Annotated in this window: 20 protein-coding genes and 2 pseudogenes; 12 read left to right on the top strand and 10 right to left on the bottom strand. The window is 65.9% G+C overall.

Annotated elements, in window-relative coordinates; translation table 11 throughout:
* Nucleotides 1-7: 7 nt before the first annotated feature.
* The 3 genes from ACWDTF_RS22575 to ACWDTF_RS22565 are packed head-to-tail and all read right to left on the bottom strand — an operon-like array spanning nucleotide 8 to nucleotide 3,952.
* Nucleotides 8-217, bottom strand: a complete 210-nt coding sequence (locus ACWDTF_RS22575; protein ID WP_240857645.1) for an antitoxin — start codon at nucleotides 215-217, stop codon at nucleotides 8-10.
* A gap of 43 nt (nucleotides 218-260) precedes the next feature.
* Complete coding sequence (locus ACWDTF_RS22570; RefSeq protein WP_449755098.1) at nucleotides 261-2,774, bottom strand: HAD-IC family P-type ATPase; 2,514 nt, start codon at nucleotides 2,772-2,774, stop codon at nucleotides 261-263.
* Nucleotides 2,771-3,952 (bottom strand): MBL fold metallo-hydrolase, encoded by a 1,182-nt coding sequence (locus ACWDTF_RS22565; RefSeq protein WP_433258293.1) that lies wholly within the window; start codon nucleotides 3,950-3,952, stop codon nucleotides 2,771-2,773. Before ACWDTF_RS22565 ends, ACWDTF_RS22570 begins: the two co-directional genes overlap by 4 nt.
* Nucleotides 3,953-4,090: 138 nt before the next feature.
* Between ACWDTF_RS22565 and ACWDTF_RS22560 the strand changes: the two genes are divergently transcribed.
* From ACWDTF_RS22560 to ACWDTF_RS22550, 3 genes are read left to right on the top strand one after another with little or no spacing between them, the layout of a single operon-like run.
* Nucleotides 4,091-4,714, top strand: a complete 624-nt coding sequence (locus ACWDTF_RS22560) for a TetR/AcrR family transcriptional regulator (RefSeq protein ID WP_449755105.1) — start codon at nucleotides 4,091-4,093, stop codon at nucleotides 4,712-4,714.
* Entirely contained in the window at nucleotides 4,698-5,960 is a 1,263-nt protein-coding gene (locus ACWDTF_RS22555; RefSeq protein WP_240857648.1) for an alanine racemase, read from the top strand. Before ACWDTF_RS22560 ends, ACWDTF_RS22555 begins: the two co-directional genes overlap by 17 nt.
* Nucleotides 5,957-7,288, top strand: a complete 1,332-nt coding sequence (locus tag ACWDTF_RS22550; RefSeq protein WP_449755104.1) for a D-arabinono-1,4-lactone oxidase — start codon at nucleotides 5,957-5,959, stop codon at nucleotides 7,286-7,288. The genes ACWDTF_RS22555 and ACWDTF_RS22550 overlap by 4 nt, the downstream gene beginning before the upstream one ends.
* A gap of 59 nt (nucleotides 7,289-7,347) precedes the next feature.
* On the opposite strand, the gene ACWDTF_RS22545 is transcribed toward ACWDTF_RS22550, so the two are convergent.
* Entirely contained in the window at nucleotides 7,348-9,132 is a 1,785-nt protein-coding gene (locus tag ACWDTF_RS22545; protein WP_240857649.1) for a purine-cytosine permease family protein, read from the bottom strand.
* A 132-nt stretch (nucleotides 9,133-9,264) separates the two neighbouring features.
* On the bottom strand, nucleotides 9,265-10,014 hold the full coding sequence (locus ACWDTF_RS22540; RefSeq protein ID WP_449755097.1) for an enoyl-CoA hydratase: 750 nt from the start codon (nucleotides 10,012-10,014) through the stop codon (nucleotides 9,265-9,267).
* A gap of 76 nt (nucleotides 10,015-10,090) precedes the next feature.
* Here ACWDTF_RS22540 and ACWDTF_RS22535 point away from each other — a divergent pair, with 76 nt between their 5' ends.
* Nucleotides 10,091-11,197 carry an NAD(P)-binding domain-containing protein gene (locus ACWDTF_RS22535; protein ID WP_240857651.1) on the top strand — a complete coding sequence of 369 codons (1,107 nt, stop codon included), beginning with the start codon at nucleotides 10,091-10,093 and terminating at the stop codon, nucleotides 11,195-11,197.
* A 119-nt stretch (nucleotides 11,198-11,316) separates the two neighbouring features.
* Here the strand turns inward: ACWDTF_RS22535 and ACWDTF_RS22530 are convergent, their stop codons facing one another.
* On the bottom strand, nucleotides 11,317-11,772 hold the full coding sequence (locus ACWDTF_RS22530) for a hypothetical protein (RefSeq protein ID WP_355279291.1): 456 nt from the start codon (nucleotides 11,770-11,772) through the stop codon (nucleotides 11,317-11,319).
* A 159-nt stretch (nucleotides 11,773-11,931) separates the two neighbouring features.
* On the opposite strand from ACWDTF_RS22530, the gene ACWDTF_RS22525 reads away from it, so the two are divergent.
* The 4 genes and pseudogenes from ACWDTF_RS22525 (at nucleotide 11,932) to ACWDTF_RS22510 (ending at nucleotide 15,007) form a co-directional block, all read left to right on the top strand.
* Complete coding sequence (locus ACWDTF_RS22525; protein WP_240857653.1) at nucleotides 11,932-12,261, top strand: helix-turn-helix transcriptional regulator; 330 nt, start codon at nucleotides 11,932-11,934, stop codon at nucleotides 12,259-12,261.
* Nucleotides 12,262-12,289: 28 nt separating this feature from the next.
* Nucleotides 12,290-12,898 (top strand): hypothetical protein, encoded by a 609-nt coding sequence (locus tag ACWDTF_RS22520; RefSeq protein WP_449755096.1) that lies wholly within the window; start codon nucleotides 12,290-12,292, stop codon nucleotides 12,896-12,898.
* Nucleotides 12,895-13,803 carry an ABC transporter ATP-binding protein gene (locus ACWDTF_RS22515; RefSeq protein ID WP_449755095.1) on the top strand — a complete coding sequence of 303 codons (909 nt, stop codon included), beginning with the start codon at nucleotides 12,895-12,897 and terminating at the stop codon, nucleotides 13,801-13,803. Before ACWDTF_RS22520 ends, ACWDTF_RS22515 begins: the two co-directional genes overlap by 4 nt.
* Nucleotides 13,800-15,007, top strand: a pseudogene (locus ACWDTF_RS22510) (ABC transporter permease). Before ACWDTF_RS22515 ends, ACWDTF_RS22510 begins: the two are co-directional and overlap by 4 nt.
* A 276-nt stretch (nucleotides 15,008-15,283) precedes the next feature.
* Here ACWDTF_RS22510 and ACWDTF_RS22505 read toward each other — a convergent pair.
* The 4 genes from ACWDTF_RS22505 to ACWDTF_RS22490 are packed head-to-tail and all read right to left on the bottom strand — an operon-like array spanning nucleotide 15,284 to nucleotide 19,316.
* Nucleotides 15,284-16,558, bottom strand: a complete 1,275-nt coding sequence (locus tag ACWDTF_RS22505) for a cryptochrome/photolyase family protein (protein WP_449755103.1) — start codon at nucleotides 16,556-16,558, stop codon at nucleotides 15,284-15,286.
* A 16-nt stretch (nucleotides 16,559-16,574) separates the two neighbouring features.
* Nucleotides 16,575-16,940, bottom strand: coding sequence for an FKBP-type peptidyl-prolyl cis-trans isomerase (locus ACWDTF_RS22500; protein WP_240857657.1), 366 nt, complete (start codon nucleotides 16,938-16,940; stop codon nucleotides 16,575-16,577).
* Nucleotides 16,941-16,985: 45 nt separating this feature from the next.
* Nucleotides 16,986-18,308 (bottom strand): citrate synthase, encoded by a 1,323-nt coding sequence (locus ACWDTF_RS22495; RefSeq protein ID WP_240857658.1) that lies wholly within the window; start codon nucleotides 18,306-18,308, stop codon nucleotides 16,986-16,988.
* Nucleotides 18,309-18,368: 60 nt separating this feature from the next.
* Complete coding sequence (locus ACWDTF_RS22490) at nucleotides 18,369-19,316, bottom strand: carbohydrate kinase family protein (RefSeq protein ID WP_449755094.1); 948 nt, start codon at nucleotides 19,314-19,316, stop codon at nucleotides 18,369-18,371.
* 87 nt (nucleotides 19,317-19,403) lie between these two features.
* Here ACWDTF_RS22490 and ACWDTF_RS22485 point away from each other — a divergent pair, with 87 nt between their 5' ends.
* The 4 genes and pseudogenes from ACWDTF_RS22485 to ACWDTF_RS22470 all read left to right on the top strand — a co-directional run bounded on the left by ACWDTF_RS22485 (nucleotide 19,404) and on the right by ACWDTF_RS22470 (nucleotide 23,024).
* Nucleotides 19,404-20,057 carry a 5-oxoprolinase subunit B family protein gene (locus ACWDTF_RS22485; protein WP_355279285.1) on the top strand — a complete coding sequence of 218 codons (654 nt, stop codon included), beginning with the start codon at nucleotides 19,404-19,406 and terminating at the stop codon, nucleotides 20,055-20,057.
* Nucleotides 20,054-20,926 (top strand): 5-oxoprolinase subunit C family protein, encoded by an 873-nt coding sequence (locus ACWDTF_RS22480; protein WP_240857661.1) that lies wholly within the window; start codon nucleotides 20,054-20,056, stop codon nucleotides 20,924-20,926. The genes ACWDTF_RS22485 and ACWDTF_RS22480 overlap by 4 nt, the downstream gene beginning before the upstream one ends.
* Before the next feature lie 46 nt (nucleotides 20,927-20,972).
* A complete protein-coding gene (locus tag ACWDTF_RS22475) occupies nucleotides 20,973-22,049 on the top strand; it encodes an oxygenase MpaB family protein (protein WP_240857662.1) in 1,077 nt (358 codons plus the stop codon).
* A pseudogene (locus ACWDTF_RS22470) lies at nucleotides 22,049-23,024 on the top strand (oxygenase MpaB family protein). Before ACWDTF_RS22475 ends, ACWDTF_RS22470 begins: the two are co-directional and overlap by 1 nt.
* The last annotated feature ends 1 nt before the right edge of the window (nucleotide 23,025 follow it).

Below are 23,025 nucleotides of genomic sequence, written 5' to 3'. Positions count from 1 at the left end.
GGAGCGACTACGGCGCACCCTGTTGCGGATCGTTGGCCTGCGGGTCGCGAGGCTTATCCGAGCCGACGGCCTTGCGAGCGGCGTCCTGTGCCTTGTCGACGTGCTTCGCGTACTTGCCGCCGGTCGCCTTGTCGACGGCGTCGCCGCCCTTGTCGATGAGGCTGGGGTTGCCCTTCAGTGCTGCCTTGGCCTTGTCCACGAGCCCTTTGAGGTCCATCACATCTCCTGATCGACGCGCCGGCGTCTCCGGCGGCTTGAAATCAGTCTATCGACTGCACCTGATCTGACGAGTCGGCCTGATCTTTCGAGTTGGCTTGGGCGCGACGCACGTCTCGGGCAGCCACCACGCGAGGCACGATCCGCGACACGGCTTCCACGGCGAGAATCCCGATTGCCGCCGAGGTCAACGCCACCGAGTTCATCTCCCAGTTCGACGAATCGAGTTTGAAAAGGTGCTGGGTGAACGGCCAGGCGAAGATGATCACGTACGCACCGGCCGATGCCGCGATCAGCACCACCTTCCACCACGTGTACGGGCGTGCGACCACGGCGAGGACGTACACGGCGATCGCGATCAACGTCATCAGCGTCGCGGTGGCGGCCTGCGTTTGCGCCGGTGACAGGTCGGCAGCATCTCCGCCGACCTCGACTCCCGCACCGCCCGGATTCACCAGGACGTAGGTGGTGAACGCCGCGAGGCCGACGATGATGCCGTTCGGGACGGCCATCAGCAGGACGCGTCGCACGAACCCGCGTCGGGCGCGTTCGTTGTTGGGCGCCAACGACAACACGAACGCGGGGATGCCGATGGTGAACCAGGCCGAGATGGTCACGTGGATGGGTTGGAACGGGTAGCTCAGCGGGTCGGTGCCGAGCATCTTTCCGACCACCCCACCGATGCCCACGAACAGCGCGAGCAGCACCGCGTACACGGTCTTGGTGAGGAACAGATTGGAGACGCGTTCGATGTTGCCGATGACCCGGCGGCCCTCCCCGACCACATACGGCAGCGTCGCGAACTTGTTGTCCAACAGCACGATCTGTGCAACCGACCGCGCCGCCGAACTCCCCGACCCCATTGCGACGCCGATGTCCGCATCCTTGAGGGCAAGGACGTCGTTCACTCCGTCGCCGGTCATCGCGACGGTGTTGTCGTGGGACTGCAACGCCTTGACCATGGCCCGCTTCTGGTCCGGGCGCACTCGGCCGAAGGTCACGCCGGACTCGACGACCTCGGCGAGTTGCTCGGTGTCCGTGGGCAATTCACGCGCGTCCACCGACGTCTCCGGTGAGCCGAGTCCCAGCGATTGCGCCACCGCGCCGACCGAGCGCGCGTTGTCGCCGGAGATCACCTTCACCGCGACTCGCTGCTCCGCGAAGTATTCCAGGGTGTCGCGGGCATCCGGACGAACCTTCTGCTCGAGCACCACGAGCGCCACCGGAACAAAGGCACCCGGCACGCTCGAGCCGGCCGCCGGCTCCGAGTCCACCGGCACGTCGGTGCGGCCCAGCAGCAGTATTCGCAGCCCGGTGGACCCGAGTTCGCTTGCCACCGAAGCGGTCTCACTCTCCGGATCGAGCAGCACGTCCGGGGCGCCGATCACCCAGTTGCCCACGTCGGCGCCACCGGCGTCGTCGCGGAACGATATCCCGCTCCACTTCTTGGCCGACGTGAACGGCTGCACGGCGGTCGGCGTCCAGGCCGGAGCCTGCGGCTGGGCCTCGGCGATCGCCTGCATGCTGGCGTTGGGCCGCGGGTCGTGGGCGGCCAGCGCCGACAGCACGGTCTCCGGCGGGGCCGGCGGCGACTGCTCGACCGCTCGGACCTCCGCCAATCGCATGCCGTTCTCGGTGAGCGTCCCCGTCTTGTCGGCACAGACCACGTTCACGCGGGCCAGGCCCTCGATGGCGGGCAATTCGTTGACCAGGCATTGCCGTTGACCCAGCCGAACCACGCCGACGGCGAAGGCGATCGAGGTCATCAGCACAAGGCCCTCCGGCACCATCGGCACCAGCGCGGCCACCATGCCCAGAAGCGACGCCTTGATCCCGTTCTGGCTGATGAAGAGCTGATTGACGATCGTGAGGATGCCCGCGGGGATCAGCAACCACGTGATGACCCGCAGGATCTGATCGATCCCAGACCGGAGTTCGGAGGACACCAGCGTGAACTTCGACGCCTCCGCGGCGAGCTGCGCCGCATACGCCTCGCCACCCACCTTGGTGGCCCGGTATGCGCCGCCGCCGGCGACCACAAAGCTCCCCGAGAGCACGTGCGCACCTGGATCCTTGTCGACCGGGTCGGCCTCGCCGGTGAGCAACGACTCGTCGACGTCGAGCGCGACAGCCTCCACGACGTCGCCGTCCACCACGATCTGATCCCCGGCCCCGATCTCGATGATGTCGTCGAGGACGACCTCGTCGGGTGGGAGTTCACTGACGACCCCGTCGCGGCGAACACGCGGACGGGTCTGCCCAACGATGGCGAGCTTGTCCAGGGTCCGCTTGGCCCGAACCTCCTGGATGATGCCGATTCCACTGTTGGCCACGATCAACAATCCGAACAATCCGTTGATGAACGAACCGGTGAAGGCCACGATCGCGAACAGGACGCCGAGAATCGCGTTGATGCGGGTGAACACGTTGGCCCGCACGATGTCGGAGACGGTCCGTCCGGACCGGTCCGGCAGTGCGTTCACCTGACCGGCCGCAACGCGCGCCGCGACCTCGTCTGCGGTGAGGCCGGGCACGGCGGCCGTCGTCGGTGACGTCACGCGGACTTCTCCCACCAGTCACGGCTCGTCAGGCCAGTGCCTGCGCGGGAAACGAGGTCGATGGCGCCGCCGGGCTGCGGCACGAGGACCGTAGTGGCGTTGCGGGCGGCATGCGGCAGCAACCGAGCGATCGGCTCACCCCACGGGTGACGGGCCAGATTGAAAGTGCCCCAATGGATCGGGATCATCACCGCATCGGTACCCGCCGAGCCCGACAGCATCCGGTGGATGGCGACCGCCTCCTCCGGGTTGACGTGGATGTCGGGCCAGACCGGGTCGTAGGCGCCGACCGCGATGAGGGTCACGTCGAACGGCCCGTGCAGTGCGCCGAGGTCGGCGAAGCGTTCGGTGTACCCGGTGTCGCCGGAGAAGAATGCGCGATGCACCGGCCCCCGGATCGCCCAGCTGGCCCACTGGGTGAGGTTGCGGGCCAGCGCACGACCCGAGAAGTGTCGCGCCGGACCACACGTGAACGTCACTGCGCCCGACGGTGTCTGCACCGTCACGTCCCCCCACCAATCCGCCTGCCGGATACGGACTCCCGGGATACCCCAGCGCACCAGGTGTGCGCCCACACCGACGGGAGCGACGAAGATCGCGTCGGGCATCGCTCGCGCGATGGCCGCCACCGTCTCCATGTCGAGATGGTCGTAGTGGTCGTGGCTGATCAGGACCACATCGACGGGCGGCAGGTCGGCCACCGTCACCGGCGACGGGTGCAGTCGCGCAGGTCCGATCTGCTGGCTCGGTGAGCACCGCAGGCTGAACACCGGATCAGTGAGCACCCGCACCCCGTCGATGTCGATCAACGCCGAAGCGTGTCCGAGCCAGGTCACGGCCAGTGAGCCGGGCTCGTCGAACTCGGGCCGCGTCACCATGATGGGACGACGCGGGCGGCCGGGACGCCGGAGCATGTCGGCGAACACCGACAGATCCGGGGTCGCCTCGCCGGCCGGTTCCGGATTGTCGAAGGCACCTCCGACGCGGTGCGGCGAGGCCTCGACGTGCGGCAATATCTCGTCGCGGGTCGCCCCGAGCGCCATCGCGGGCGCCAGGCCGGCATCGGCGAGCCGGCCGACTGCGGCGTCGGCCACCTTAGAACCCGCCAACGCAACCCGGCCGATCGCCCGTGTCGCCACTTCGGTACCACCCTTGCCCGTCATCGATGTCACGATCACCAACCTAGTGGTACGAGTTTGGCACGGTCGATCAAGATCGCTCGACAGGTCGTTGCCACTGATAAGCTCCCTGAGCACTTGTTCATACGCACGCGCTGGGTCGCGTGCGGGCGTAGAGGTAGACGTTCTGTGGCACGGATGTCGGTCGACGAGCGACGCAGGGCGCTCATCGAGTCAGCGTTTCGCGTAATTGCCGACCACGGCGTGGAGGGGGCCACGACGCGGCGGATCTGCGCTCACGCGGGGATGCCCCTCGCGAGCTTTCACTATGCGTTCGAGAGCCGAACGGCCTTGCTCAGCGCCGTGATGGAGACTGCGGTACCCACCGACATCACGGAAATGCTCGACACGGTGATTCACGACACCGACGTCGATAATGCAGATAGCAACAGCAAACGCCTCGGGATGCAGGAGAACATGGAACGTCAGCTGACGACGTTCTTCGATCTGGTGAAGGCCGACCCCGGGCGCACACAGGCGACCATCTCGCTGGGCATCTACGCACACAACCATCCGGAGCTGCAGAGCTACGGCAAGCGGATGTACGAGAAGCAGTTCGAGGTGGCTGCCGTCGCGTTGCGGATTGCCGCGGAACGGTCGGGGGTGCGGTGGAGTCAACCACCCGAGACGCTGGGTCCCACCGTGATCGCCACCACCAACTCGATCACCCTGATCTATCTGAGTACCGCCGACGAGGAGGTGATCCGCTCGGTCATGGCGTCGGCCGTGCGGGCGATGATGACCTATGTCGTCGAGGACTGATCCGCACTCTCTGGTCTGGTCCGACGATCCCGACGCCTACTGGGCGGGAATCGACCGGGCGGTCCGCGACGCCGGACTCGACGCGCCCGTCCTCGCTCTCGATCGCAGAGCACTGGACCACAACGTCGCCGACCTGACCGCCCGGGCCGGATCGGTTCCGATCCGGATCGCGTCGAAGTCGCTGCGGGTGCGGTCGGTCATCGATGACGTGCTGCGCCGGCCCGGTTTCGCCGGCGTCCTGGCCTACGATCTCGCCGAAGCCGTCTGGTTGGCAACGGTTTCCGGCGTCGCGGACGTTCTCGTCGGCTATCCGTCGACGAGGCGCTCGGCGATTGCCGCCCTGGCGGCCGACGAGGTGGCAGCGGCGCAGGTAACGCTCCTTGTCGACTCGACCGACCAACTCGACCTCATCGACGCGGTCGTGCCAACTGACCGGCGGCCGACGATCCGTGTGGCCATCGACGTCGACGCCTCCTATCGGTTGCTGCATGGACGCGTGCACATCGGAGTGCGCCGGTCTCCGGTGCACAGCCGGACCGATGCGGTGCGCCTGGCCAGGCAGATCGCTGCGCGGCCCGGATTTCGGCTCGTCGGCGCGATGTCGTACGAGGCCCAGGTCGCCGGGGTCGGCGACGCGGTCGAATCATCGGCACTGCGCAACCGGGCGGTCGCGCTGATGCAGCGCAGATCGATGGCCGAACTGCGCCGTCGCCGCGGCAGCATCATCGCGGCGCTGCGCGAGGTTGCCGATCTCGAGATCGTCAACGCGGGCGGCACCGGTTCGATCGAGGAGACCGCGCGCGACCGTTCGATCACCGACATCGCCGCCGGCAGCGGGCTTTTCGGCGGTCACCTGTTCGACGGATACCGGCGATTCCGGCCGGCGCCAGCCCTGGGCTTCGGTCTGGACGTGGTCCGCCGCCCGGCCACCGACATCGCGACCTGTGCGGGCGGCGGATGGATCGCGTCCGGACCGCCCGGCTCGGACCGTCAACCGAAGCCGGTGTGGCCCAGCGGACTTGGATTCCTCGGCACAGAAGGGGCCGGCGAGGTTCAAACGCCCTTGCGTGGCCGGTCCGCCACAAAGCTGAGCATCGGCGACCGAGTGTGGTTCCGGCACACGAAATCCGGCGAGGCATGTGAGCGGGCCACCGAGGTGGCCTTGATCGAACGGGACGACGACGGCACCACCCGGGTACGCGACGTCGTCCCGACCTATCGGGGTGAGGGACAGTGCTTTCTATAACGCAGGGGTCGGCAACGCCGGTGTGGCGCAACTGGGGTGGAACCCAGTCGGCGGCACCCTCTCTGGTGGTGACGCCGCACGACACCGCAGAGCTCGTCGAGGTGATCACCCGGGCCCGCTCCGATGGGCGCACCGTCAAACCGGCGGGCGCCGGGCACAGCTTCTCCGGCATCGGGGTGCCCGGCGACATCCTCGTGGACCTCTCGGCCATGCGCGGCCTCATCGAGGCCGACGCCGACCGGTCGCGGGTCACCCTTCGCGGCGGCACGCACCTGTTCGAGATCCCGGAACTCCTTGCTCCACACCGGCTTGCGATGGCCAATCTCGGTGACGTGGACCGGCAGACGATCACCGGCGCGACGTCGACCGGCACGCATGGCACCGGCCTTCGGTTCGGCGGCATCAGCACGCAGGTGGTCGGCGCCACCGTCGTCACCGGCACCGGCGCGGTGCGGACCATCGGCGAGGACGACCCGGACCTGCCCGCAGTGGCACTGGGGCTCGGCGCTCTCGGCGTAGTCGTCGACCTGACCCTGGCATGCGTGCCGGCCTTCTACATGCGCGCGGAGGAACTGCCCGTGTCGGCGGACGATGCGATCGACGGCTTCCTCGAGCGGGTCCACGCCCACGACCATCACGAGTTCTATTGGTTTCCGCACACCAATTGCGCTCTCGCCAAGACGAACACCCGACTCGGACCCATCGCCGAGGTGTCCGGCCCCGGACGGGTGCGGCGGTGGATCGACGACGAACTGCTCAGCAACAAGCTCTATCACGGCATGTGCGAGATCGGAATGCGGATACCGTCCGCCGTGCCCGCCATCGCCCAGGTCGCCGGTCGAGCGCTGTCGGCCCGCACGTACACCGATACCTCGACCCGGGTGTTCATCTCGTCGCGCACCGTCCGATTCCGCGAGATGGAGTACGCGGTCGAGCTCGACGCGATTCCCGATGTGCTGCACGAGATTCGGACGATGATCGATCGGCGGCGGTATCGGGTGAGCTTCCCCGTCGAGGTACGGGCCGCGGCCGCCGACGATCTGATGCTGTCGACCGCTTCCGGTGGCGCGCGCGGCTACGTCGCGGTGCACCGGTATCACCGCGACAACCCGGCCGATGCCGCCGCCTACTTCGCCGATGTCGAGTCCATCATGGTCGAGCATCGCGGTCGACCGCACTGGGGCAAAATGCACACACGCGACGCCGACCACCTGCGCAGCGTCTATCCGCGATTCGACGAATTCCTCTCGGTGCGTGACCGATACGATCCCGACCGGGTGTTCACCAACCCCTACCTCGACCGCGTGCTCGGCCCCACCGCTGTCTGAGGCGCGACGGAGACCACTCGGCCCACCTCAGCTCAGGAGCGGAAGTGGGCCGAGGACGATCAGTCGGTCGGCTCCTTCTCCGCCGACTCCGCCGGGGCATCCACCGCGATGTCCGACGTCGCCGACGCGGACACGGGCGGCTGAGCGGGCAGCACGTGCTCGCCGGTCTTGTCACATGACAACGCCAACGAGCTGATGTACTGCTTCTCCCCGTTCGGCCCCGGTACCGCCGAGGCGATCATGTCGGGCCGTTCGAACTCGATGCCGGTGACACAGCACAACAGTCGCACGTCGGTCGGATTGCCGTGTTCGTCGTACATCGGGATGTCGATACCGTCGTCGGTGCGGCGCAGGTAGTACTTGCCCTTGGTCGCGAGCGCGATGATGGGCGGCAGCACGAGCGCGAGCACCAAGGCCACCAGCGGCGAGTACGGCTGGATGGTGTCCCCGAAGACATGGAAGTAAACCATGATCGACAGGGTGCCGGAGACGATCACCGACACGAAGCCGACCGGGTTGAAGTTGTAGAGCATGCCGCGCCGGAACTCGGGTTCCTTCGGTGAGATCTTCAGTAGGTACTTGTTGATCGCGATGTCGGAGGCGACGGTCACGATCCAGGCGATTGCCAGGTTGGCGTAGAAGTTCAGCAGTTCGTTGAGGAAGCTGAACATGTTTGCCTCCATCAGCACGATGGCGATGGTGACGTTGAAGACCAGGAACACCAGACGTCCTGGGTAGGTCTTGGTGACACGCGTGAAACTGTTGGTCCAGGCGAGCGAGCCCGAATACGCGTTGGTCACGTTGATCTTCACTTGACTGATGACCACGAGGATCACCGCCAGCGTCATGGCCAGCCAGTGCGGCATGAACTCTTCGTACACGGCCAGGAACTGGTGCACGGGCTCATTGGCCACTCCAGCCGACTCGGCGAAGTTCATGATGAGGTACACCGCGAGGAAGAGACCGACGACCTGCTTGATGGCACCGAAGATGACCCAGCCGGGACCGGCGGTCAGCACGGCGGTCCACCACTTGCGGCTGTTCTCAGGGGTTTTCGGCGGCATGAAGCGCAGGTAGTCGATCTGTTCGGCGATCTGCGCGATCAGCGACAGACAGACACCGGCGGCGAGCATGGTGCCGGCAAATGAGACCCCGTGCCCGGCTTGGCCGTCGGTGCCACCACTGAAGGAGAGGAAATCACCGATGGCATCGGGGTGTTTGAAGACCAGGTACAGGAAGGGCGCGACCATCATCAGCAACCACAGCGGAGTCGTCCAGACCTGCAATTTCGCAAGGGTGTTCATGCCGTAGATCACCAGTGGGATGATCAGCACCGACGACGCCAGATAACCGAGCCACAGCGGGATGTTGAGGCCGAGCTTGAGGCCCTGGGCCATGATCGACCCCTCGAGCGCGAAGAAGATGAATGTGAACGACGCAAAGATCACGTTGGTCAGGACTGACCCGTAGTAGCCGAATCCACTTCCGCGCGTTATGAGGTCGAGGTCGATGTTGTACCGGGCCGCGTAGTACGACAGCGGGTAGCCGGTGAGCATGATGACGATCGCGAAGAACAGGATGCCCCAGAGGGCGTTACCCGTTCCGTTGGCGATGCCGATGTTGGCGCCGATCGCGAAGTCGGCGAGGTAGGCGATACCGCCGAGCGCGGAGATCGCGACGACGCCGGGACCCCATTTGCGGTAGCTGCGCGGCGCAAACCGCAGTGTGTAGTCCTCGAGCGATTCTCGCGCCGCGGCGGCTGCTGCACCGGTGGCGATGATGCTGTGTTCTGCGTTCTCGATATCACCGATGTCTTCGGTGAAATGATGAGCTTCCTTCGACATACTTCTCCCCTGCTATGTGACGGGATTGCCTGAAGGGAAGCTAAGGATCGCGTGTTTCGGTCAGTTGATCGAAATGTTTCCGCGAGGATAATTCGGGCCAGATGTCCGATATGTCGGGATGATCGATGCCTGTCAGGCGCCGATGAACTTGGGGGCCCGCTTCTCGGTCCGCGCCGCGCGACCCTCCTGCAGATCCGCACTCTCCCAAGCGCGCATCATTGCCGCGAGGCGCTCCTCGGGGGCGGCATCGCGCGCGCCGTCACCGTTGAGGACGAGCTTGTAGTGCTGAAGGGTGAGCGGCGCGAACGCTGCGATCGTCGACGCCCAGTGCTGCGCGTCAGCGAGATCGCCGATGCGGTTGGCGAATCCGAGTTGGTGGGCCCGGTCGGAGGTCAGCGGATCGCAGCCGATCAGCATGCCGCGCGCATGCCCGGCACCAACCAGCGACACCAGCCGTCGGATCGTCCACTCATCAACCGCCACACCGATCTTCGCGGCCGGAATGCCGGCCAGAGCGTCGGGCGCCATCACCCGGAGGTCGGCTGCCATCGCCAGTTGCAGGCCCGCGCCGAGCGCGCTTCCGTTCAGCGCGGCGATCACCGGCACCGGCGTCGACTCGATCAACTGCAGTGTCGCGATGAGCTTGTCGAGGAAGTTCTTGTCGTAGACGGGTCCTGACAGGTCGGCCCCGGCGCAGAACACATGACCACGGCCGGTCAGCACGATCGCGCGCGCCCCCTGCTCGACCGCTCCGGCGAAAGCGTCCGCCAGTTCGGACACCATGAGCTCGTCGAGCGCATTGCGCTTGTCTACGCGATCCAACTCGATCGTGACGACGGCATCTTGCGTACTGAAGTGAATCCGCTGAGCTGAACTGACCATGCGCGGAAGCCTACCGATCGCTGTGCCCGCCGGTGTCGCGCAGGTCAATTTTCTCTTGCCATGCCAGGCTTGCAGAGTGGACAACACCGCCAAATCCGACGTGCTGGTGATCGGTGGGGGCCAAGCGGGCTTGTCGGCAGCCTACTTCTTGCAGCGTTTCGGCCTCGACGACCGATATCTCGTCGTCGACCACGCCCCTCACCCTGGTGGCGCTTGGCAGTTCCGCTGGCCGACGCTCACGCTGGCCGCAGCCAACCACGTCCACGATCTTCCCGGATACGGATTGATCGAGGCGCTCGGTGTCGAGTGCGACGAGTTCCCGGCACGAACGGCAGTACCCGAATATTTCGGCAAGTACGAGAAGAAGTTTGGCCTACGCGTCGAGCGTCCCGTGCACGTGCGCTCGGTCCACCACGATGCCGACGGGTTCTTGTCGACGCGCGACGATGGCCGCGAGGTGCGGTCGCAACTCATCGTCAACGCCACCGGCACCTGGGATCGTCCGTTCATCCCACATGTGCCCGGTGCCGCGGATTTCGGTGGGCGACAACTGCACACCCACGATTACACCGGCCCCGACGAGTTCGCCGGCAAACGGGTCCTGGTGGTAGGTGCGGGCATCTCCGCGATCCAACTTCTCATCGAGATCGCACGTGAATCCGAAGGCGCACAGACCTTCTGGTGCTCACGCACCGAACCGGTGTTCAATCCCCGCCCGTTCTCGCCCGAGCAGGGGCGGGAAGCGGTGGCCCGCGTCGAACGTCGCGTCCGCGCGGGCCTGCCCCCGACATCGGTGGTCTCGGTGACCGGGCTGGCGCTCACGCCGGCGGTCGCAGCGGCCCGCGACGACGGAATCCTCACGTGGCGACCGATGTTCACCCGAATCACCGAGACCGGTGTGTGCTGGGACTGCGACGAGGGCCGCGACCACCTCGACGTCGACGTGATCTTCTGGAACACCGGATTCCGCAGCGCCCTCGACCATCTCGCGCCGCTGCATCTGCGTGGACCGGGCGGCGGCATCACCATGACCGGACGTCTCGCCACCGTCGTCGAATCCGATCCCCGCGTCCAACTTCTCGGATACGGACCGTCGGCGTCGACCATCGGCGCGAACCGCGCCGGGCGCGAGGCCGCCCGCGTGGCTCGCGATCTGCTCGCGAGACCCTCCTCCGCCGGCTGACGTGCGAGCCAATCCGTTGGATGTCTGTACGCCCCAGCCCGTCCAAGTGCACTGTGCACTTGATCTGGCCCCCAGGTACAGATTCCCGCAGTTCAGAAGGCCAAAGCAGTACGCTCCGATCAGCCGACGCGGAGCTCTTTGCCGCAGTCGCCGTTGGTGCTGCCCGGGCCGATGCTCGAGGTATTCGCCGCAGCGAGAACCAGCGCGATCCGCCCCTTGCCGGTCTTCAGATTCGGCACGGTGAGGGTATTGGCAGATCCGACGACCCGCTTACGTACGTCACCGCCACCGTTCTTGCCGGTGTCGAGATTCGCCCAGGTCACGCGGAAGGTCTGCTGGTATCCCAGCAACGACATCGAGTTGGTCTTCAGGGTGAACGTCACTGTGTCCGAGCCGATCTGGGTCGCCGACGCGGTGCTGTTCGCCTGGATGACAAACAGGTTCGGATTCGCATAGGTGAACGAGCACAACTGGGTGGTCGCACCCTGCGCAGGCGCTGACACGGCAGCGGGCAGGACAGCGGCACCGAGCCCTAGTGCCGAGACAGCGATGGCGGTGCGAGCGGTATTCCTCACGAACTTCCTTTCGTCTGCGGGTGATGTGCGGGCACTGTCGGCCACGTCACATCGGTCATATCGGGCGACCCACCCAGATCATTAACACAACCGAACAATTCGGCTCCTCAGTGATGGTCGCTGTTGACATTTCGTTGTGTTTTCACAACACTCTGATATGTGAGTCCAGTACGACGCGGAGACAAGCTCCCGATCTACAACCGCATCGCGGTGCTGCGTGCCGAGCGCAGGATGTCGCGGGCCGATCTCGCCGCGCTGGTCGGCATCAATGTTCAGTCGGTCGGCGCACTCGAACGCGGCGACAACTACCCCAGCCTCGACCTCGCGTTCCGGATCTGCGCGGTCTTCGACCTCCCCGTCGAAGCCGTGTTCAGCCGCACCGAGTTCGGCGCGATGTCGGCCGAGCTCTACCGCCGCACCGCCGAACGCGGCGACACGCAGATCACCGGCACGAAGACCGACGTCACGATGACACCAGCACCCGACTGACACAAGCACCCGACTAGGGAGGTATGCAATGAACGACCCCAACGTCGCGATACCCGCAGAGGCAACACCGGCCCTCTGGCGACGCTACGACGAATGGCGCGGCAATCGATACCTTCAGTTCAATCAGCGTCACGCACATCAGCTCTCGACGTGGCGCAATCGCCCTGGGTATCGGCGGCTCGTGTTGCTGCTCGCTTTCATGCTCGCCATGATGATCGTGGCAACCGTCATGGCGTTCAGCAGCCGAACCTGGTTCGTCATCCCGTTCCTGGTGGGCCTCGCCGGGGTCATGGCCTCGCTGTATCTGCTGCGCATCGTCACCGGGTCGGTGGCCGACGCCCCGGTGTCCGCACTCGACGAAATACAACTGGCACAGCGGAATTCGGCGCGTTCGATCGGCCTGTTCGTCATGTTCGTGCTCATGTTCGTCCCGTACCTCGTCCTCATCGCCCTGAGCATCGGCGACGACCCGGTGTCCGCCGACCTCGTGTACGGCACTGCGGTACTGCTCATCTCGCTGCTGCTGACCGCGATGTGCGTCCCGACGATGCTCACCGCCTGGTGGATGAGCGAACCCGACCCCGAGGACCTCGCCATCCCCAAAGATCTCGACGATACCGAAAGGACCACACAGTGACCGCACCGCTCATCGTCGACGGCCTGCACAAACGCTATGGCGACCTGATAGCCCTGCAGGACATGACCTTTCACGTCGATCCCGGTGAGATCTTCGGATTCGTCGGCAGTAACGGGGCAGGCAAGTCCACCACCATGCGGATCGTCCTCGGTGTGCTGTCCGCCGATGCCGGCGAGGTTCGGCTCGGGGACCGCCGCATCGACCTGCAACTCCGCCGACGCATCGGCTACATGCCCGAGGAGCGCGGACTGTATCCGAAGATGAAGGTTGGCGAACAACTTCGGTTCCTCGCCCGACTGCACGGCATGACGCCGTCGGAGGCAGCCGACGCCGTGAGACGGTGGACGCAGCGTCTCGGGGTCGGCGAAAGGGTCGACGACAACGTCGGCGACCTCAGCCTCGGCAACCAGCAACGCGTCCAACTGGCCGCGGCACTCGTCCATGACCCCGACGTGCTGGTGCTCGACGAACCATTCTCCGGACTCGATCCGGTTGCCGTCGACGTGATGAGCGACGTCCTCAAAGAGAAGGCCGCCGAGGGAATCCCGGTGATCTTCTCGTCGCACCAACTCGACCTCGTGCAGCGATTGTGCGACCGGGTGGGAATCGTCGCCAAGGGACAGATGCGCGCCCTCGGCGCTGTCGACGCGCTTCGCGGGCGGGACGGTATGACGTTGGAGGTGATCGGCCCAAGGACCGACATCCGTTGGGCCGATGGAATTTCCGGCGTCCTCGATGCCGATTACTCCGACCAGCGCGACGGCCGTACCGTACTGCGGATCGATCCCGACGGCGTCGACGATCAGCAGATCCTGGCTGCCGCACTGCACCACGGTCCGGTGCACCGGTTCGCCACCTCCACCCCATCCCTCACCGAACTCTTCCGAGAGGTGGTGTCCGTATGACGACCACGCACAGCATTTCCCCCGAAACCCGCGCGACGACGTCGATCGCTCTCATCGCCCAGCGGGAGATCACGACTCGCGTACGCACCAGGTCGTTTGTCGCCACGACCGCGATCCTCATGATCGTCATCATCGCGGGCCTCATCGTGTGGTCGGTCTTCAGCGGCGGCGGAGACTCCAAGGAACGAATCGGGTTGGTGGGCAACGACTCTACCCTGACCGCCGCGATCACCGCGGTCGGGGATCAGAGTGGCACACCGGTCACTGTGGTGACACTGGCGTCCACCGATCAGGCCCGTGACCGGGTCGCCGACGGCGATCTGGAAGCCGTGGTCGTCACCGGGCCCAACTCGTCGTACACCCTGATCAGCAAGGACGGCATCGAGGAGTCGCTGTCCGGCGTCCTGCGCGGTGCGATCGCCCAGACCGAACTCGCTCGCGGTCTTGCCGCGCGCAACGTCGACGCCACAACACTGCCGCAGCCATCCATCTCGATGAGCGAGACCGAACCCGCGGACCCCGCCGTGGGGCAGCGGATCGTCGTCGCCATCGTCGGATCGATGCTGCTGATCACCGCCATCATGATGGGCGGCAACATGATCGCCGTCGGCGTGGTCGAGGAGAAGACGTCGCGCATCGTCGAACTCCTGCTCGCCACGATCAAACCGCTGCACCTCATGTGGGGCAAGATCATCGGTATCGGGGTGGTCGCGCTCGGTCAGATGGTGTTGCTCGGAATCACCGCGCTCATCGCGGGCACGGCCACCGGCATGCTCACCATCGCGGGTACAGCACTCGGCATGTTCGCCGCGGTACTGATCTGGTTCCTGCTCGGATTCGTGTTCTTCGCAACGCTGTACGCTGCCGCCGGGCGATGGTGTCCCGACAGGAGGAAATCGGGTCGACGATCACGCCGCTGACGATCCTGTCCCTGGCCGTCATGTACTCGGGCATCTTCGGCATCCAGGCACTCGACTCGACGTTCATTCAGACGCTGTCCTGGATACCGCCGTTCAGCTCAGTGCTCATCCCGATCCGAATCGCCACCGGCGACACAGATCCGGTTCAGATCGTCGTCTCGCTGCTGCTGATGGTCGCGGCCTGCGTCATCGCCACCTGGCTGGCCGCCAAGGTGTACCAACGATCCATCCTCCGCACCGGATCGCGCGTCAAATGGGGTGAGGCACTGCGGCTGTCGCGGTGATGCATCCACTGCCGAGCGGTGCGAGTCCCCACTCGCCGGCTGAGGTGCGAGCCTGCGAGCCTCGAAGCCCCTGGTGAGATATGCGATGTCGTCTCACCTGGCCTTCGAGGCTCCTCGCTGGCGCTCGTCGCACCTCAGGCAGCGGAGGTTGGCTCCGTTCCCACGAATCCAGGCTCAGGCAGCGGAGCGCTCTCGCTTGCGCTCGCTTTAGGTCAGCAGCGGAATGGGCGGCGTGCGTTGTTTGGCGCAGCTTGCCGCTCCAACCAGCAGGGGTGGTCACAGAGAACGGTAGCGCCGCAGCGCCTCTTCGCGTTCGGCCTTGTGGTCGACGATGGGTTCGGGGTAGTCGGCGGTACCGACCTCGGGTACCCAGCGTGCGACGTACTCACCGTCGGGATCGAACTTCTTGGCCTGTGTCTCCGGGTTGAACACCCGAAAGTACGGTGCCGCATCGGTTCCGGTGCCGGCCGCCCACTGCCAGCCGTGCTGGTTCGATGCCATGTCGCCGTCGACGAGCTGGTCGAGGAACCAGCGGGCACCCCACCACCACGGCAGATGCAGGTCCTTCACCAGGAACGACGCCGTGATCATTCGAACGCGGTTGTGCATGAAGCCGGTCTGCGCCAGTTGACGCATCCCGGCGTCGACGATCGGGAAGCCGGTGCGACCCTCCCGCCAGGCGTCGAATCGGCGTTCGGCGTCCTTGTCGGTGTCGAGATCGATGTCGTCGAATCCGCTGTTCCAGTTGTGCCACAGACTGTCCGGCCAGTGATACAGCACGTCGGCGTAGAAGTCCCGAAACGCCAGCTCGCGGAGATAGGCTGCGGCAGAAGGATTCCGCCCGTCGAGATCGGCGGCCATCGTGCGCGGATGGATGTTTCCGTACTTCAGGTAGACCGACATCCGGCTGCTCGCGTCGAGATCGGGACGGTCACGGTCGGAGTCGTATCCGTCGAGATCCTCCGCCACGAACTCGTTCCACCGTGCACGCGCGGCGTCCTCCCCCGCAACCACGTCGATCTTCGTCGGGGACGCCGGCACGCGGATGCGACCCGACTTCCGAATATCGCTGGGATCGACAACGTCCGACGCCTCAAACGGACCCGCAGGCTTGCGCCAACCGTGCTCGCGCCACTGCCGGAAGAAGGGCGTGAACACCTTGTACGGTTCACCGTCGGACTTGGTGATGCGTCCCGGCGACACCAGATACGGCGACCCTAGCGACTCGAACGCCACGTCACCGAGTTCGCGCACGACGGCGTCGTCGCGCCTGCGCCCGAACGGCGAAAAGTCTTCGCTCACATGAACAGAACCGGCGTCTACCGACGCAACCAGCCGCGGGACCTCGACCTCCGGCCGGCCACGGACCACGAGCAAATTGCCGTCGAGCTTGGTGTTCAGCTCACGCAACGAGTCGAACAAGAACGCGAGGCGACGCTCGCCCGACGACTTCTCCAGCAGCGGGTCGAGGACGAAACAGACCAGGACACGACCACGTTCGGCCGCGGCCACAGCCGCAGGAAGGTCGTCGAGCCGCAGGTCGCGGCGCAACCACAGGAGAGAAGTGTCAGACACCCAGCAGGTCGATGACGAAGACGAGAGTGCGCCCGGAGAGTCGGTGTCCGGCACCGGCAGGTCCGTAGGCAAGCTCCGGCGGCACCGTCAGCTGACGGCGCCCTCCGACCTTCATGCCGGGAATCCCTTCCTGCCATCCCGGAATCAGCCGGTCGAGCGGGAAGTTGGCCGACTGACCGCGATCCCAGGACGAATCGAACTCTTCACCGGACTCGAAGTCGACTCCCACGTAATGGACGTCGACGATCCCACCACGCTGGGCCTCTTCACCGTCGCCGATCACCAGATCCTTGATGGTCAGCTCGGCGGGCGCGGGGCCGTCCTGGAATTCGACTTCGGGCTTTTCGGTACTGGTCACTGGACTCTCCTTTGAGTCGTTCGGATCAGAGGTGCGCAGGACGCGTCAGCGGTCACCCATGGAGACGTAGTCGCGTTCGGTGTAACCGGTGTAGAGCTGGCGCGGACGGCCGATCTTGCCGGCGGGATCCTGATTCATCTCGCGCCAGTGCGCGATCCACCCGGGCAGACGTCCGAGTGCGAACAGCACGGTGAACATGCGCGTCGGGAATCCCATGGCGCGGTAGATGACCCCGGTGTAGAAGTCCACGTTCGGGTACAGCTTGCGTTCGATGAAGTAGTCGTCGGACAGCGCGACCTCTTCGAGGCCCTTGGCGATGTCGAGCAGATCGTCCTGCACGCCAAGGGATTCCAGGATCGTGTCGGCGGTCTTCTTCACGATCGCGGCACGCGGATCATAGTTCTTGTACACGCGGTGACCGAAGCCCATCAGCTTGACGCCGGCTTCTTTGTTCTTGACCTTGGTCATGAACTCCTTGGTGTCACCACCGGAAGCCTTGATGTCGTCCAGCATTTCGAGCACGGCCTGGTTGGCGCCGCCGTGCAGCGGACCCCAGAGTGCGTTGATGCCGCCGGAGATCGAGGTGAACAGGTTGGCCTGCGACGAGCCGACCAGACGCACCGTCGACGTCGAGCAGTTCTGCTCGTGATCGGCGTGCAGGATGAACAGCATGTCGAGGGCCTTGGCGACCTCGGGATTGACCTCGTAGGGCTCGGCCGGGAAGCCGAAGGTCATCCGCAGGAAGTTCTCGACCAGGCTCAGCGAGTTGTCCGGGTAGAGGAACGGCTGGCCCGACGACTTCTTGAAGGCGTAAGCAGCAATGGTCGGGAGCTTGGCCAGAAGACGGATCGTCGACAACTCGACCTGCTCCGGATCCTTCGGGTCGAGCGAGTCCTGGTAGTAGGCGCTCAGTGCGTTCACCGCACTCGAGAGCACCGGCATCGGATGCGCGTTGCGCGGGAATCCGTCGAAGAACCGCTTGAGGTCCTCGTGCAGCAACGTGTGGCGCTGGATTTTGGTGGTGAACTCTTCGAGCTGCGACGGCGTCGGGAGCTCACCGTAGATGAGCAGGTAGCTGACCTCGATGAAGGTCGAACTCTCGGCCAGCTGCTCGATCGGGATTCCGCGATAGCGCAGGATGCCCACGTCGCCGTCGATGTAGGTGATCGCAGACTTGGTCGACGCAGTGTTGACGAAACCACCGTCGAACGTGGTCAGGCCGGTCTCGGCGAGGAACTTTCCGAGTGCGACGGAGTCGCTGCCCTCGGTGGCCTTCAGGATCGGCAGCTCCAGCTGTCCACCGGGGTAGGTGACGGTTGCTGATGCGGTGTCGGATGCCTGGTCGGCTGGGACTGTTTCAGCAGACACACGAACCCCTTTGCTCAGGTCAGAGTTGACGATGTCCGGGTGGGACATACAGGTATAAACCTAGTCGCTTCTGAGCTCGCTCGCCCACGGAGGGTCCGCGCCCGGGCGGGTGACGGTCACCGCAGCGACGTGAACTGCGAATTCGGCGACGCTGCGCCACTGTTCGGACCCCAGCGAACCGACGGCTGCGGGAGTGAGCGCGCCGAGCCGGTCGAGCCCGTGCAGGACGCCGCCCATGATGCTGTCGCCGGCCCCGATGGTGTCGACGACGTCGACCTCGGGCGCAGACACTGTCACGGTGTCGCCGGCGGTCCGGATGCTCAGGCCGTCGGCTCCGGCGGTGGTCACGACCGCGGTGACCCCGTTGTCGATCCAGTCCTGCGCACCACTTCCATCGGTCCCGGACGCCAGGAACGCGGCGTCCTCGTCGGATAGTTTCACGACGTCGACGAAGGGCATCCAGGCCCGGAACCTGCGGCGATAGGCGTCGGCGTCGTCGATCACGGCCGCGCGGATGTTCGGGTCGAGGGCCACCAGCCGACCGTCGTCGTGGCAATGGCGCAGCAGGTTCTCGTACACCGTCGCGCCCGGCTCCAACACCAGCGAGAGCGTGCCGAAACAAACGGCGGCAACGGTCGCCGGCAACGAACCCGGGTCGCCGACCGCACGATCCGCGGTGCCCCCGACGTAGAACGAGTAGTGCGCAGCACCATCGTCACCGATCGTCGCCAGCGCGAGTGAGGTGGGCTCGTCGCGGCGCTGGACGAACGCGGTTCCCACGCCACTGGCCTGGAGGGCGTCGAGGATTGCGGTGCCATATGTGTCCGACGACACCGCTGAGAGAAACGACACCGCACTGCCCAGCCGACCGAGCGTCACCGCAACGTTGAACGGGCCGCCCCCGAGTGCGGGCTGCAGCGGCGACAGGGGGCGCCCCGACCCACGTGCCACGCGATCGGTCGCCACGACGTCGACCAGCGCCTCACCGCAGACGACGATCTCCCTCATCGAGCCATCCGATCGACGCATGTCACGGGCCCAGTGTGCCACTGCGTGATACCCGCTCGGGGCGTTCCACGCCGGTAGGCTCGGTTCATGCGGGAGTTGCCGGCCGGTCACGACGCGGTGGTGCTCGATTTCGCGCTCGACGAGTCGCCCACCGACGCTGTTCTGGCTGCGGTGTCGGCACTGCGGGCGGCCATCGAGGCGGGCGGGCTCGTCCACGTCACCGACGTGATCCCCAGCGCCCATACGGTCGTGGTGCAGGCAACCCCGGGACGCGGCATCGATGTGCTGGGAGTTCATCGGGCGCTGCGATCGGGTCGCGCGCGGGATGATCCCGCGCGAGCGCCGGCCGAGGTCGAGATCCCGGTGATCTACGACGGCGACGACATCAACGACGTGGCACGGTTGCTCGACACCTCCGCCGAGGAGGTGGGCCGATTGCACCGCGACACCTCCTGGCGAGTCCAATTCATGGGCTTCGCACCGGGTTTCGGATATCTGGTAGCGGCGGATCCGGCGTCGGACCCGTTTGCCACCGTCGGTCGGCGCTCCGAGCCGCGCACGCGGGTACCCGAGGGGGCGGTCGCGATCGCCGCAGGCTACAGCGCCGTCTACCCCCGGCAGAGCCCGGGTGGCTGGCAATTGTTGGGCCGCACAGAAATTGCGCTCTGGGATCAGACCGCGACGCCGCCCGCGCTGCTGGCGCCGGGCACGATCGTCCGGTTCGTCGAGGCCCGCACATGACGGTCGTGACCGTCGTCGCCACCGGACCGCTGGCGACGATCCAGGACCTCGGCCGTCCCGGGTACGCACATCTCGGGGTGCCCGGTTCCGGCGGCGCCGACCGCGCCGCGCTCACCCTGGCCAATCGCCTTGTGGGCAACCGCATCTCGGCGGCGGCCGTCGAGTCGACCTTCGGCGGGTTGCGGTTGCGCGCCGACACCGACGTCCTGGTGGCGGTGACCGGCGCGGAGGCCACCGTGCGCCTCGCGGGCACGCCGGTCGGGCTCGCCGCCGGCATCGTGTTGCGCGCCGGGGCCGAACTGACCGTCGACCCACCGACGTGGGGATGCCGCAACTACCTCGCGGTCCGCGGCGGCTTCGACGTGCCGGCGGTCCTCGGCTCGCGGTCCACCGATGTGCTGTCGGGTTTGGGTCCCGACGCGCTGGCCGCCGGCGACCGGCTGCCGGTCGGCACGGACGCCGGCGAGTGGCCGGAGGTGTCGTCGGCGCCGCGGGACTCCACACACGCAGCGGTGCCAGTACTCATCTGCTCCCCCGGTCCGCGCACCAGCCACGTCGCAGAACCCGCCGCGCTGTTCACGGGGCGCTGGGAAGTGGGAGCGGAGAGTAACCGCGTGGGCGTCCGGCTCGGCCGAATTCAGAACTCCGACGAGCCGTTGATCACACATCGTCCGGACGCCGAGGAACTGCGATCCGAGGGCATCGTGCACGGATCGGTCCAGGTCCCGCCCAACGGGCGGCCGGTCATCTTCCTCGCCGATCACCCGGTGACCGGCGGCTATCCGGTGATCGCGGTCCTCGACGCCGCGTCGATCGATCTCGCGGCGCAGCTGGTCCCTGGTTCGACGATCCGGTTCCGACGACGCTGACCCGGCTCGTTGACACCTGATTGAGACGAACATAAACTTTCGTCTCATGACCGAGCTTCTCAACGACTCCGCGGCCACCTGCCCGATGCACCACATGGACGACGAGGGCTCGATTGGTGCCGACACGATCGCCACCACCGGCGCCAAGAACACCAGCGAGTACCCGCCCTTGGGTCCCGACTCCCTCACCTGGCAGATCTGGGGCACCTGGACCGGCATGTTCCAGGGACTGTGGGCCGGTTCGATGCAGAACATGCACCCCAAGCTCGGCGCCGCCGTCTGGGACCACTCGGACTTTTTCGGCGAACGCTGGCAGCGCCTGATGCGGTCGCTGTATCCCATCAGCGGCGTCGTCTTCGACAGCGTGGCCGGCGCGGAGACCGGGCACGAGGTGCGTGACTACCATCGCGAGATCAAGGGCACGATGCCCGACGGCTCGCGCTACCACGCTCTCGATCCCGACGTCTTCTACTGGGCACATGCAACCTTCTGGTACGGCAACGTCCGCCTCTGCGAGCGGTTCGGTCCGTGGCTCACCGAGGACCAGAAGCGGCAACTGTTCGAGGAGTCCAAGGCCTGGTACGCCCAGTACGGCGTGTCCATGCGCCCGGTCCCGGAAACCTACGAGGACTTCCTCGAGTACTGGGACCACATGTGCCGCAACGTTCTTCGCGACCACGAGTCGGTTCGGGTGGTCCTCGACATCTCCGTGCTCCCGCCGCCGCCGTTCCTGTCGTTCATCCCCGACGGCATCTGGCACAAGTTCATGGTGCCCACCAATCAGCGGTTCTTCACCTGGCTGACCACCGGCTTCTACGACGAGTCGATCCGCGAGATGATGAACCTGCCGTGGACCGAGCGCGACGAGCGACGTTTCCGGCTGCTGGGCAAGGTCGTCAACCTCGTGATGCACCGCCTGACCCCGAAACGCTATCTGCGCCATCCTCGTCCGCGTGACGCCTGGGATCGGGTCAGCGGCCGCGTCGCCAAGGACGCTCCGCTGGTGCAGACACCGGCGCGCAACCTGCCGCCGGAGAACGAACGCGACAATCCGATGCATTACTGCCCGGTCGGCGCCGCCCGGCGAGCCACCTACCCGGGCCATGTCAGCGAAACCCGTTGATGTCGGCCGACGTCGAGCAACGGTCGGCTGATTCGTACACACCGCTCGGACCGGATTCGGCCACGTGGCACTTCTTTGGCGACTGGCGTGGCATGGTGTCGGGACTGTGGTCTGGCTCGATGCAGAACATGCACCCGAAACTCGGTGCGGCCGTGTGGGATCACTCGGATTTCTTCGGCGAACGATGGCAGCGCCTGATGCGCTCCCTGTACCCGATCATGGGCACCGTGTTCGACGGCACCACCGACACCGGTCACGAGGTTCGCGACTATCACCGCACCGTCAAGGGTGTGACGGAGGACGGGTCTCGTTATCACGCGCTCGATCCCGACGTCTTCTATTGGGCACACGCCACGTTTTGGTACGGGGCGGTCCGCAGTGCCGAGATCTTCGGTCCGCGCATCACCGAAGAACAGAAGCGACAGCTGTTCTCCGAATCGCAGACCTGGTATGCGATGTACGGGGTATCGATGCGGCCCTGCCCGGACACCTACGGAGTTCCTCGAGTACTGGGACCACATGTGCCGCAACGTTCTTCGTGACCATGCCGCCGTGCGGACCGTTCTGGACATCTCCACCTTGCCACCGCGGCCGTTCATGTCGTGGGTGCCTGCACCGATGTGGCGGCGCATCTCGGTGGGGCCGCAACGCTTCTTCGGCTGGATCACCACCGGCCTCTACGACGAGCCGGTGCGCGAGATGATGGGCTTGAGTTGGTCGGAGCGCGACCAGCGGTGGTTCGTCCGGTTCGGCAAGCTGGTCGCGTTCGTCATGGCCGCAACGCCGCGTCGCTATCGGCTGCATCCCCGCGCCCGCGACGCCTGGGACCGGGTGAATGGTCGCGTCGCCGCCGACGCCCCGCTGGTCGAATCACCGACGCGGAATCTGCCACCGGAATCCGAACGCGACAATCCCATGCACTACTGCCCCGTGCACGCTGCGCGTCGTGCCACCTATCCGGGGCACGTCAGCTGAT

Source organism: Gordonia sp. NPDC003422, from assembly GCF_053588675.1.
This window is presented reverse-complemented; position numbering and strand designations above follow the sequence as displayed.

What these genes read in the sequence shown, in the direction of transcription:
- ACWDTF_RS22575 (WP_240857645.1), bottom strand. Translation starts at nt 217, where the DNA reads ATGGACCTCAAAGGGCTCGTGGACAAGGCCAAGGCAGCACTGAAGGGC.
- ACWDTF_RS22560 (WP_449755105.1), top strand. Translation starts at nt 4,091, where the DNA reads ATGTCGGTCGACGAGCGACGCAGGGCGCTCATCGAGTCAGCGTTTCGC.
- ACWDTF_RS22555 (WP_240857648.1), top strand. Translation starts at nt 4,698, where the DNA reads ATGTCGTCGAGGACTGATCCGCACTCTCTGGTCTGGTCCGACGATCCC.
- ACWDTF_RS22545 (WP_240857649.1), bottom strand. Translation starts at nt 9,132, where the DNA reads ATGTCGAAGGAAGCTCATCATTTCACCGAAGACATCGGTGATATCGAG.
- ACWDTF_RS22540 (WP_449755097.1), bottom strand. Translation starts at nt 10,014, where the DNA reads ATGGTCAGTTCAGCTCAGCGGATTCACTTCAGTACGCAAGATGCCGTC.
- ACWDTF_RS22520 (WP_449755096.1), top strand. Translation starts at nt 12,290, where the DNA reads ATGAACGACCCCAACGTCGCGATACCCGCAGAGGCAACACCGGCCCTC.
- ACWDTF_RS22490 (WP_449755094.1), bottom strand. Translation starts at nt 19,316, where the DNA reads ATGAGGGAGATCGTCGTCTGCGGTGAGGCGCTGGTCGACGTCGTGGCG.
- ACWDTF_RS22485 (WP_355279285.1), top strand. Translation starts at nt 19,404, where the DNA reads ATGCGGGAGTTGCCGGCCGGTCACGACGCGGTGGTGCTCGATTTCGCG.
- ACWDTF_RS22480 (WP_240857661.1), top strand. Translation starts at nt 20,054, where the DNA reads ATGACGGTCGTGACCGTCGTCGCCACCGGACCGCTGGCGACGATCCAG.
- ACWDTF_RS22475 (WP_240857662.1), top strand. Translation starts at nt 20,973, where the DNA reads ATGACCGAGCTTCTCAACGACTCCGCGGCCACCTGCCCGATGCACCAC.